The 11,915-nt window shown below is 67.7% G+C and carries 8 protein-coding genes; 4 read left to right on the top strand and 4 right to left on the bottom strand.

Annotated elements, in window-relative coordinates; genetic code table 11:
* The first annotated feature begins 73 nt into the window (after window positions 1–73).
* Entirely contained in the window at window positions 74–679 is a 606-nt protein-coding gene (locus WS66_RS13350) for a DNA-3-methyladenine glycosylase I (RefSeq protein WP_059601954.1), read from the top strand.
* Window positions 680–1,014: 335 nt separating this feature from the next.
* Here the strand turns inward: WS66_RS13350 and rpsU are convergent, their stop codons facing one another.
* On the bottom strand, window positions 1,015–1,227 hold the full coding sequence (gene rpsU / locus WS66_RS13345) for a 30S ribosomal protein S21 (RefSeq protein WP_006401410.1): 213 nt from the start codon (window positions 1,225–1,227) through the stop codon (window positions 1,015–1,017).
* A 547-nt stretch (window positions 1,228–1,774) separates the two neighbouring features.
* Here rpsU and WS66_RS13340 point away from each other — a divergent pair.
* The 3 genes from WS66_RS13340 (at window position 1,775) to fliT (ending at window position 4,551) form a co-directional block, all read left to right on the top strand.
* A complete protein-coding gene (locus WS66_RS13340; RefSeq protein ID WP_059452616.1) occupies window positions 1,775–2,593 on the top strand; it encodes a flagellin domain-containing protein in 819 nt (272 codons plus the stop codon).
* Between the two features lie 184 nt (window positions 2,594–2,777).
* Complete coding sequence (gene fliD, locus WS66_RS13335) at window positions 2,778–4,211, top strand: flagellar filament capping protein FliD (RefSeq protein WP_059601956.1); 1,434 nt, start codon at window positions 2,778–2,780, stop codon at window positions 4,209–4,211.
* A 40-nt stretch (window positions 4,212–4,251) separates the two neighbouring features.
* Window positions 4,252–4,551 carry a flagellar protein FliT gene (gene fliT / locus WS66_RS13330; protein ID WP_059601958.1) on the top strand — a complete coding sequence of 100 codons (300 nt, stop codon included), beginning with the start codon at window positions 4,252–4,254 and terminating at the stop codon, window positions 4,549–4,551.
* 158 nt (window positions 4,552–4,709) lie between these two features.
* Here the strand turns inward: fliT and WS66_RS13325 are convergent, their stop codons facing one another.
* Genes WS66_RS13325 through WS66_RS13315 form a run of 3 tightly spaced genes read right to left on the bottom strand, consistent with a single transcriptional unit; the run spans window position 4,710 to window position 11,643 of the window.
* Window positions 4,710–7,199, bottom strand: a complete 2,490-nt coding sequence (locus WS66_RS13325) for a tetratricopeptide repeat protein (RefSeq protein WP_059602237.1) — start codon at window positions 7,197–7,199, stop codon at window positions 4,710–4,712.
* A gap of 40 nt (window positions 7,200–7,239) precedes the next feature.
* On the bottom strand, window positions 7,240–9,750 hold the full coding sequence (locus WS66_RS13320; protein ID WP_059601960.1) for a tetratricopeptide repeat protein: 2,511 nt from the start codon (window positions 9,748–9,750) through the stop codon (window positions 7,240–7,242).
* A gap of 39 nt (window positions 9,751–9,789) precedes the next feature.
* Window positions 9,790–11,643, bottom strand: a complete 1,854-nt coding sequence (locus WS66_RS13315) for an O-linked N-acetylglucosamine transferase, SPINDLY family protein (RefSeq protein ID WP_082728928.1) — start codon at window positions 11,641–11,643, stop codon at window positions 9,790–9,792.
* Between the last annotated feature and the right edge of the window lie 272 nt (window positions 11,644–11,915).

Here is an 11,915-nt window from a genome sequence, read left to right as displayed (position 1 = left end):
TCGGCCAGCTATGCCGTGAATGGGCCTTCCGCTATGCTGGCACGATCGAATCGACACTGGAACGAGGCTGACGATGTCGCAGCGGTGCAACTGGGTAAGGACGGAAGCGGATGCTCACTATCACGATACCGAGTGGGGCGTGCCGTCGCACGACGATCGCCATCTGTTCGAAATGCTGATTCTGGAAGGCGCGCAGGCGGGCCTGTCGTGGTCGACGATCCTGAACAAGCGCGCCGGCTATCGCGAGGCGTTCGCCGAGTTCGATGTCGACGCGGTCGCGCGCTTCACGCCGAAGCGCATCGAGAAGCTGCTCGAAAATCCGGGCATCGTGCGCAATCGCGCGAAGGTGGAATCCGCGGTGACCAATGCCCGGGCCGTGCAGCGCATTCGCGACGACCACGGCTCGCTCGCGCAATTCCTGTGGTCGTTCGTCGATCACACGCCGGTGCAGAACGCGTGGCAGTCGTATCGCGACGCGCCCGCGTCGACTGCCCAGTCGGATGCGCTCAGCAAGGCGCTGAAGGAGTACGGCTGCAAGTTCGTCGGCTCGACGATCTGCTACGCGCTGATGCAGGCAACCGGAATGGTCAACGACCACGAGACCGGCTGTCCGTGTCACGCCAAATGCGCGGCGCTCGGGGGCAAGCAGCAGCCGGCACGGAGCCGCAAGGCAGGTTGACGGCGACGAAACCCGCCCGGGGCGGGCCGGGGGTTGGCGCATCGGCACATCACAACGCCATCCGCGGCCCCCCACACACGCGCTGCGCTTCTTCAAACTGATACCGATCCCCGTCACGCCGACGCTGAGCGTCGCGATGACGGCTTCGGAACGCGCCCGGCGGCGGCTCGAAGCCGTCGGCAATCCGTCGAATCGGCCGCGTCGCCGTCAGGCGACCGCCCCGCCAAGGCTTGAAACCCGAGACCGACGCCCTTTTTCCGGCCCGGAAAAGCAAAACGGCGGAGCGGCTTCTTTCGAAGCACGCTCCGCCGTTTCGCGGCGAACCGGAGATGCTCTTAGTGGAGCTTCTTCGGCAGCATCTGGCTGCGCAGGCGCTTGTGCAGGCGCTTGACGGCTGCTGCCTTCTTGCGCTTGCGGACTGCGGTCGGCTTTTCGTAGGACTGGCGTTCGCGCAGTTCAGCGATCAGGCCATTTTTTTCGATAGCACGGCGAAAGCGGCGAATCGCCACTTCGAACGGCTCGTTTTCTTTCAGAAGAATCGTCGTCATGTCGTTCCTAAATTGCTTAAACGGTCAAAAACGTAGCGGCCAAGCGCCACGCACCGGCCATCCGGGCGTCCCCACAACAGGCGAAACGAGCGGAAATACGGCCTCGGAGGCCGGAAAAGAGAGGCACAAAGCACCGCGGGTACGCTTCACAAGCCGCGTGCAGCGCCGCGTTTGACTGCCAGCAAGAATGCCGAGACGGCACAGGCTTGACAGAAAATCTCAATTCAGCCCGCCATCATATCAGGAAATCACAGACAAAACTATCCTTTTGTCGATTCCGGTTCGCCGCCCCATGCGGCGCGGCCGCGTACACCATCCAACGGGACCGTCGCGCAACCTGCCCGAAATTGCTGTCACCCAAGCCAGGCGCGGCCTGCGCGGCGATCGCCACCTTCCGTCCCGATTTTCCTCACACATCCCTCTAAAGTTTTCGCCGGGTGCCGCCGTCAACCAGGAAAGGCGGGCAGCGCCACTCGCGATAAAGCGCAACGCCGAAAACGAACCTGATCCTGTCTGAACTCAGGCATTTTCCAAAACGAGGAAGCAAATGCTGAACATCAACACCAACATCCTTTCGCTGTCGACGCAGACGAATCTGTCGGGCTCGCAAAACGCGCTGTCGCAAGCGATCAACCGCCTGTCGTCGGGCAAGCGCGTGAACAGCGCAGCGGACGACGCAGCGGGCCTGGCAATCGCGACGACCCAGACGGCCGCAATCAACGCGCTGAACCAAGGCGTGTCGAACGCGAACAACGGCATCTCGATGGTCCAGACGACGGCCGGCGCGCTCCAGTCGATCGTCGACAACCTGCAGCGTATCCGCCAGCTGGCAGTTGAAGCAGGCGACGGCTCGCTCGACTCCAACGCACGTGCAAACCTGCAGTCGGAAGTCTCGACCCGCCTGACGGAAATCTCGCGCGTCGCAACGCAAACGACGTTCAACGGCCAGTCCGTCCTGCAAGGCCTGAGCACCGTCAGCTTCCAGATCGGCGCGGTCAACGGCCAGACGATCGCTGCGGACTTCGGCACGCAGAGCTGGGACTCGGCAAACCTCGGCCTCTCCGCGCTGACGGTTTCGAGCGTCACGGATTCGCAAGCCGCGATGGGCTCGATCGACGCAGTGCTGACGAAGGTCAACACGTTCCAGGCAACGCTCGGCGCAACGCAGAACACGTTCCAGTCGGCCATCACGAACACGCAGACGCAATCGACCAACATGTCGGCAGCGCGTTCGCAGATCACCGACGCGGACTTCGCGACGGAAACGGCGAACCTGAGCAAGGCGCAAGTGCTGCAGCAAGCAGGCATCTCGGTGCTGGCACAAGCAAACTCGCTGCCGCAGCAGGTTCTGAAGCTCCTGGGTTAATACCCCACGACCGGCGGCGCGCGTCTCGCGACGCGCCGGCCGCCGGCACGGGCGCCGCGACCTCGGTCCGGCGCCCGCGCCTTTTCATCGCGCACCCGGGACGCTCACCTCCCATTGCGCACGTGTTCGACACCGACGCGCGATTCGCCCGAACCTGTCCGGCGACGCGAACCGGAGCCCCCGAATGACCTCGACGACCACCACCACCACGTCCACCAGCGACCTGAACACCGCGCTCCAGCAGGCTGCGCAGTCCCTCATCAGCGGCTCGACGAAGTCGTCGCTCGACGTCAATTCGCTCGTCTCCGCGCTCGTCACCGCGAAGACCACCGCGCAATCGACCGCACTCGCGAACAAGCAAGCGTCCGACAACACCGAACTATCCGCGATCGGGCAGATCAAGTCGCAGCTCGCGGCGCTGCAAACGGCGCTGACGGGCCTCACCGACGGCACGACGCTGTCGGCACTGACCGCGACGGCCAGCGGCTCCGGCCTCACCGCCACCACCGCGAGCGGCGCGGCGGCCGGCACGTACACGGTGAAAGTCAACGCCGTCGCGACCGCCAACTCGATTTCGTCGCCGGCGCTCACGTCGTCCGACACGATCGGCAGCGGCACGCTGACCGTCGGCGTCGGCAGCGGTTCGATGCAGGTGTCGGTCTCGTCGACCGATACGCTCGCGACGATCGCCGCGAACATCAACAAGGCCTCGAACAACCCGGGCGTGACGGCCACGGTGATCAATGCGTCCGACGGCCAGCACCTGGTGCTCTCCTCGAACAACACGGGGGCGACGAACACGGTGTCGATCACCGCGGGTGCCGGCCTGAACAGCAAGCTCGACTCGACCCAGTCGACCTACAACACGGTGACGCCCGCCGCGGACGCCAACATCACGATCGCCGGCAGCACCGTGACGAGCGCGACGAACCAGATTTCCAACGCGCTGACCGGCGTCACGCTGAACCTGACGGCAGCTGCGGTCAACACGACGCAGACGCTCACGATCGCGCAGGACACGACCGGCATCACGACGGCGATCAACAATTTCGCGAAGGCGTACTCGACCTTCGTCACGACGGCATCGAGCCTGTCGTCGTACACGAGCACGTCCTCGGGCTCGACGGCCGGCCCGCTGCTCGGCGACGCGATGCTGAACTCGATCACGAACGGCCTCGCGACCGCGCTCAGCGGTGGCGTCACGACGGGAGGCAAGACCTACAGCCTGTCGTCGATCGGCCTCAACCTGAACACCGACGGCACGCTGACGGTCGACAGCACGAAGCTGCAGACCGCCCTCACGACCAACGGCTCGGCCGTCTCCGCGATCTTCAATTCGACGAACGGCGTCGGGGTCGCGCTGAACAACTTCGCGAATTCGTACTCGCAGACGGGCGGCCTGATCGACCAGCGCACGGCCTCGCTGAACAAGGACCTGTCGAACCTGCAGGATCAGGCGACGCAGCTGAAGAACTACCAGACCGCGCTCACGGCCCAGTACAACGCGCAGTTCACCGCGCTCAACACGCTGATGACGCAGATGCAGAACAACCAGCAGTACCTGACGCAGTTGTTCGGCGGGTCGAGCAGCGCCGGCACGCTTGCCACCAACAAGTGACGGACCGGCACCCGGCCACCGCCCACGAGGACTTCTCGCCATGGAACACACTTCGCTGACACGCGCGCTGGCGCTCACGCACGCGCTCGCGGACGCCGTCTCGCACGACGCATGGGAGCGCGCCGCCGCGCTCGTGAACGAACGCGCCGCGCTGCTGATGTCGCTCGACGCTGACCAGACGCCGGATGCGCTCGCGATCATCCGCGAGATCCAGCGGCTCGATGCAATCATCACCGAACAGGCGATGGCCGGCCGCGAGCGGCTGATGACGAATCATCGGCTGGCGCTGCAGCGCATCGATGCGGCATCGCGTTACCAGTCGACCGGGATGCTGGGCTGAACCGCACCGACGCAGATCGAACAAGAACAACTACGACGCCCGCGAGGGCGCCCTCCTCGAAGAGCCGCAGCGATGCGGCTTCTTTTTTTGGGGACGCCCCCACCGCACCGCACCGCGCCGCGATGCCCGGCGGCACGGCGCCCGTCCGGCCGCGGCCGTTACCGCGCCGGCGCGTCGCCCGGGGTGCCGGCGAGCCATGCGTCCCACATGCCGTGGAACGCGTCCTCGAGGTGGCGGGCGAACCGCTTCGCGTCGCCGAGCGGCGAACGCTGCATCTGCTGGCGCAACCCGGCACGCATCGCCGCGAGCTCGCCGCGATCGCGGGAGAACGCGACGGCCTTCGCGATGTAGTCCGCTTCGTCGCTCGCGATCCAGTCGCCGAGACCGGCCGCATGCAGCAGGCTCTCGCAGATGTGCGTGACGAACCGCTCCCCCTTCATCCCGAGCACCGGCACGCCCATCCACAGCGACTCGGCCGTCGTCGTGCCGCCCGGGTACGGGAACGGGCTCAGCATCACGTCCGCGCGGTTGTATGCCGCGAAGTACGCGTCGCGCGACGAGCCTGGCTCGAGGATCAGCCGGTCGGCGTCGATGCCGTGCGCCGCGAAGCGCGCGCGCGTTGCATCGCAGATGTCCTCGACCGCGAGTTCGTACGCCTTGAGCAGCAGCTTCGCGCCCGGCACGGTGTGCAGCAGGCGCGACCAGACGCGCACCACCTCGTCGGTCACCTTCACGAGCTTGCCGAAGCAACCGAACGTGATGTGCCCGTTGCGCAGCATCGGCAGCGGGCCGACCTGCACGTCGTACGGCGGCGGCGTGAAGCACAGGTAGCTGTCGGGCAGGCGCCACGGCCGCTCGACGAAGTGCGCCTCCTCGGCGGCCGGCAGCACGTGCGCATCGCCGAGGAAATAGTCCATCTCCGCGATGCCGGTCGACGCGAAAAAGCCGAGCCAGCTCACCTGGATCGGCGCCGGCTTCCACGCAAAGGCAGGCAGCCGGTTGTGCGCCGTATGCCCGGCCAGATCGACGAGCACGTCGATCCGCTCTTCGTGGATGCGCCGGGCCGTCTGCTCCGTCCCGAGATCCGTGATGCGATGCCAGCCGTCGAAATGCGGCTTCAGCCGCGCGGTGTAGTCGTCCTCGGTGTCGAACGTCGTGAACGCGACGAGCTCGAGCCGCGACCGATCGAGATGCGCGACGACGCTTTCGAGAAAGATGCCGACCGGGTGCCGCCGGAAATCGCCCGACACGAAGCCGACACGCAACCTGCGCCCGTTCAGCGGCGCCGGCCGGTGCCGCCACGGCTGCGCGTGCATCGACATGCGCGCGCCGAACACGCGCGCATCCGCCAGGTACGCATCCGGGTCGAAGGCGGTTTGGCCCGCGAGGCAGAACAGCAGCGACGTGTAGGTACCCGGATTGTCGGGATCACACTCCAGCGCGCGGCGATAGCACTGGATCGCCGCGTCGACGTCGCCGGTCTTGCGCAGCACGTCCGCGAGATGCGCATACCGGCGCGCGGTGCCGGGTTCGAGTGCCACGGCGGCATGCGCGCTCTCCAGCGCTTCATGAACGCGCCGCGCCTGGCACAGCGCGATCGACAGGTTCTGGTGGATATCCGCCGAATCCGGATCGAATTCGAGCGCGTGCCGGTACTGCACGATCGCGTCGTCGACACGGTCCAGCCAGTAATACGCGTGGGCCAGGTTCACATAGCCCTCCGCCCGGCGCGGATCCAGCTCGATGGCCCGCTTGCCGGCCTCGACGGACTCCTCGATGCGGTTCTGGCTCTTCAGCGCCCGGCTCAGGTTGAGGTGTGCGTCGACGTCGCCGCCGGACAGCTCGATCACCCGTTCGAAATGCACGATCGCTTCGTCGTTCCGGCCCGCTTCACGCAGCGCGCTGCCGAGACAGTTGTGGACCTGCGGATCCCGCGGATCGAGTTCGACTGCCCGGCGCAGCGTCGCGATGGATTCGTCGAGGTCGCCACGCGCGAGCAGCGCGGTGCCGAGATTGCCGTGCACGATCGCCCGGCCCGGGCTCAGCGCGACGGCCGCGCGATAGCTGTCCACCGCCGCGTCGAACTTGCGCTGCGTCGTCAGCACGTTGCCGAGATTGTTGTACGCGTCCGCGTAGCGCGGATCGTGTTCGATCGCCTTGCCGTATGCGAGCACCGCTGCATCCGCCTGCCCCAGATCCTTCAGTGCGTTGCCCAGGTTGTTGTATGCCTGCGCATAGTCCGGCCGCAGCGCGATCGCCTGCGCGCAGTGCTGCATCGACGCATCCGGCTGCCGCGCCTCGCGCAGCGCATCGCCCAGGTTGTTGTGCGCTTCCGCGTAGTCCGGCTGACGCCGCACCGCTTCGCGGTACTGCGCGATCGCATCGTCGAGCCGGCCCCGCTCGCGCAGCGCGTTGCCCAGGTTGTTGTGATAGATCGCGCTCGGATACGCGTCGATCGAGCGGCGCATCAGCGCGATGCCTTCTTCCGGCTGCCCTGCCTGACAGGTCAGCAGTCCGAGGAAATGCAGCGCGTCCGGATGCGCGGGCTCCCCCGCGAGCAGCTGCTCGTAGCCCGCCTTCGCGTCGCTCAGCCGGCCCGCCTGGTGATGCGCCAGTGCGGCGCCGAGAATGTCCGTGGTCTGTTGCATGTCGTCGTTTCGTCGTTCGCGCGCCACCCTGCCGGGCGGCTCAATTCGGTTCGTCGCCCGCCGCGGCCCGCTCGTCGGCGCCGGCGTTCGTCCTGTCCATCCACATCCCGTAAAACGCCTCCTCGAGATGTTTCGCGAAGCGCGGCGCATCGCACAGCGGCGACGCGAGCAGCTGCGCGCGCAATGCCTGCCGCAGCGCACCGAGCCGCTGCGGATCGGCCGCAGCGGCCACGGCCTTCGCGACGTAGTCGTCTTCGTCCCGCGCGATCCAGTCGCCGAGGCCGACCGTCTGCAGCACGCTCTCGCAGATGTGCGTGACGAACCGCTCGCCTTTCATCCCGAGCACCGGCACGCCCATCCACAGCGACTCGGCCGTCGTCGTGCCGCCCGGGTACGGAAACGGGCTCAGCATCATGTCGACGCGGCGGTAGGCCGTCAGGTAATCGGCGCGCGGCGAGCGGCCTTCCATCACCAGCCGGCTCGCGTCGATCCCGTTGCGGGTGAACCGCTCGGCCGTGCGGCGCACCGCATGCGCGTCGTCGAGCTCACCCGCCTTCAGGAACAGCCGCGCGCCCGGCACCGCGGCAAGCACCCGCGACCACACGCGCACGACCGCATCGTTCATCTTCCCGAGCTTGCCGAAATAGCCGAACGTCATCACACCGCTCTCGCGTTGCGGCAACGGACCGACGTCGAGCGCCGGATGCGGCGGCGTGAAGCACAGATAGCTGTCGGGCAGCCGCCACGGCCGCTCGACGAAATGCGCTTCCTCGCCGGCAGGCAGCACGTGCCGGTCGCCCAGTACATAGTCGATCGCGCGCAGCCCCGTCGAGGCGAAGAAGCCGATCCACGTGACCTGCACCGGCGCGGGCTTCCATGCGAACACGCCAAGCCGGTTTAGCGCCGTGTGGCCCGACAGGTCGACGAGGACGTCGATGCCGTCCGCGCGAATCCGCTGCGCCGCCTGTTCGTCCGACAGGTCGAGAAGCGAATGCCATGCGTCGAAGTGCGGCTTCAGGCGCGCGGTCGTGTCGTCTTCCGCCGCCGACGTCGGATAGGCGATCAATTCGAGCCGGTGTCGATCGAGATGCGCCAGCACGCCTTCGAGGAAAATGCCGACCGGATGCGTCACCAGGTCGCCCGACACCCAGCCGATGCGCAGCCGTCCACCCGACGGGCGCGAGCCGGTGTCGGTATGCGCGAGCGGCCGTGCATCGGCTTCGACGTATTCGCCGAAATGCCGCGCAGCCCTGAGCGTCTCTTCCTGGTCGATCGATGGATGCGTGGCGAGCGCGAAGACCAGCCGGTCGTGCAGGACCGCGTTGGTCACGTCGAGTTCGACCGCGCGGCGGTAATGCGCGAGTTCGCCATCCACGTCGCCGAGCATGCCGAGCACGTCACCGAGCGTCATGTGCGCGGGCGCGGCCCGGTCGTTCAATGCGAGCGCCGCGCGGGCATGAGGCAGCGCGTCGTCGGCACGGTTCTGCTTCAGCAACACGATCGCGCAGCGATGATGTGCGTCGACGTCGTTCGTATCGAGTTCGGTCGCGGCCCGGTAGCACATGACGGACGCGTCGTACTTGCCCAGGTCATGATACATGTCGCCGAGCATGCGATAGGCGGGACCGTGAGCGGGCGCCAGCTCAAGCGCGCGCGTCATGCACTCGGCCGCACGCGCCGTCTGCCGCCGGCGGTACAGCACCTCGGCAAGGCCCGCGTGCGCGTCGGCGCGCATCGGCGACAGTTCCGCGGCTCGCTCGAACTGTGCGATCGCCGCGTCGGCCTGCCCTGCGTCGCGCAGCGCGACGCCGAGGTCGACACGCGCCTGCGCGTCGCCAGGCGCCAGTTCGACGAGACGGCGCAAGGTCGCAATCGCCTCGTCGCGATCGCCGCGGGCGAGCAGCGCCGCACCGAGATTGCGGTGCGCGATCGGGTTGGACGGGGCCAGCGCGACGGCCGCGCGATAGCTGTCCGCCGCCGCGTCGAATTTGCGCTGCGTCGTCAGCACGTTGCCGAGATTGTTGTACGCGTCCGCGTAGCGCGGATCGTGTTCGATCGCCTTGCCGTATGCGAGCACCGCAGCGTCCGCCTGCCCCAGATCCTTCAGTGCGTTGCCGAGGTTGTTGTATGCCTGCGCGTAGTCCGGCCGCAGCGCGATCGCCTGCGCGCAGTGCTGCATCGACGCATCCGGCTGCCGCGCCTCGCGCAGCGCATCGCCCAGGTTGTTGTGCGCTTCCGCGTACTCCGGCTGACGCCGCACCGCTTCACGGTACTGCGCAATCGCATCGTCGAGCCGGCCCCGCTCGCGCAGCGCGTTGCCCAGGTTGTTGTGATAGATCGCGCTCGGATACGCGTCGATCGAGCGGCGCATCAGCGCGATGCCTTCTTCCGGCTGCCCTGCCTGACAGGTCAGCAGTCCGAGGAAATGCAGCGCGTCCGGATGCGCGGGCTCCCCCGCGAGCAGCTGCTCGTAGCCCGCCTTCGCGTCGCTCAACCGGCCCGCCTGGTGATGCGCCAGTGCGGCGCCGAGAATGTCCGTGGTCTGTTGCATGTCGTCGTTTCGTCGTTCGCGCGCGGTTCAGTCGATGCGTCAATCGTGCGGGCCGGCGACGTTGCCGGCCTGGGCCGCGCGACGGGCCCACATTCCGTGGAACGCGTCCTCGAGATGCCGCGCGAAGCGCGGCGCATTGCACAGCGGCGATGCGATCAACTGCATGCGCAGGCCGGTCCGCAGCAGGCGCAGTTGCGCCGGGTCGGTCGCGAAGGCCACGGCCTTCGCGACGTAGTCGTCTTCGTCGCGCGCGACCCAGTCGGCCAGGCCGACCGTCTGCAGCAGGCTTTCGCAGATGTGCGTGACGAACCGGTCGCCCCGGATGCCGAGCACGGGCACGCCCATCCACAACGCATCGGCGGTCGTCGTGCCGCCCGAATACGGAAACGGGCTCAGCATCATGTCGACGCGACGGTACGACGCGAGGTATTCCCCGCGCGGCGCATTCGGCTCGAGCAGCAGCCGCGCCGGATCGATGCCGTGCTCCGCGAACCGCTCGCGCGTGCGGCGCACCGCGTATGCGCCGGCCAGCTCGCTCGCCTTGAGCAGCAGCCGCGATCGAGGCACCGCCGCGAGCACCCGCGACCAGACGCGCACGACCGCGTCGCTCATCTTGCCGAGCTTGCCGAAATAGCCGAACGTCACCGCGCCGCCGGCCAGTTGCGGCAGCGGGCCCGGCACGATCGCGTCGCGCGGCGGCGTGTAGCACAGATAGCTGTCGGGCAGGCGCCACGGACGCTCGACGAAATGCGCTTCCTCGTCGGCCGGCAGCACGTGGCGATCGCCCAGCACGTAATCGATCGCGTCCAGCCCGGTGGTCGCGACATAACCGATCCACGAAACCTGCACCGGCGCCGGCTTCCACGCGAACAGCGCGAGCCGGTTGAAGATCGTGTGGCCCGCCGCGTCGACCAGGATGTCGATCGCATCGTCGCGAATCCGCCGGGCCGCGGCCTCGTCGCTCAGCGCGGCGAGACTCGTCCAGCCCGCGAACAGCGGGCGCAGCCGCTGTGTCAGGTCGTCCTCGACATCGCGGGTCGGATACGCGACGAACACGACGCGCGTGCGATCGGTCGCGCGCAGCACGCTTTCGAGGAAATAGCCGACCGGGTGATGCTTCAGGTCGCCCGATACGATGCCGACCCGCAGCGGTCTCGCGCCGTCGGCCGTCGGCCACGAGCGGTACGGCACCGCTCGCGCGGCGGCCTGCGCACCGTAGCGCCGCGCGGCATCGAAATGAACGTGCGGCGCGGCGGCCGCGCTGTAATTCAACGCGAACAGCAGGTTGTCGTGCGGCTCGAGAAGATCCGGCCGCAACGCAATCGCGGCGCGGTAGCCTTCAAGCGCGGCCTCCAGTTCGCCCGCATCGAGCATCGCGTTCGCGAGATTGTTGTAGGCCTGCGCATGGTCGGGCCGCAGCCGGATCGCCGTGCCCAGCGCCTCCACCGCGCCTTCGCAGTCCTTCAGCGTTCGCAACGCGTTGCCGAGGTTGTTGTACGCGTCGGCATCGTCCGGTTGCAGCGCGAGCGCCTGCCGGAAGCACTCGACCGCCGCCACGGGCCGGTTGTGCGCGGCCATCACGGTGCCCAGGTTGTAGAAATAGCGTGCCTGCGGATCGCGCCGGATCGCGTCCGCGATCGCCGCGACGGCCCCGTCGAAGTCCCCGCGGCGAAACGCGACCAGCCCGTGAACGTGCAGCGCCTCGGCCCGCTCGGGCTCGCGCTGCCGCACCTGCCGGCACAGATCCTCGGCAGCGTCGAGCCGGCCCGCGTCGTAATGTTCCAGCGCGCACGCCAGCAGCGCCTCGACCGGCGTGTCCGCGCCGGACAGTCCGTCGGACGGTTCACGTACGCCGCCGGACGGGTGTCCGCGTTCGAGGAGGTTTTCGTTCATAGGCCGGGCTTACGCTGGGTCCGCTGGGTGTGCGATAGGCATGGATGACGAACCGGCCGCCCGGGGCGACTGGCGCGAACGATGCCGGGACGGCGCTTTCGGCGCGCGACAGCCGGCGCCCCCGCCATCAGGCCGAGCGCGCCGGGTCGCATGAAAGGCGGGCGCGGACATGCCTGCGCGTTGGCGCCGACGGCAGGAAACTCGCGGATATTGTCGCGACGTTCGCTGTGTTTCGAAGGGACGATCAGTCGAGCAAAACACCCGCAATTCGT

This window comes from Burkholderia sp. LA-2-3-30-S1-D2, assembly GCF_001523915.2.
Taxonomy (GTDB): domain Bacteria; phylum Pseudomonadota; class Gammaproteobacteria; order Burkholderiales; family Burkholderiaceae; genus Burkholderia; species Burkholderia diffusa.
Note: the sequence above shows the minus strand (reverse complement) of the source record. Positions and strands in the feature narration are given on the sequence as shown.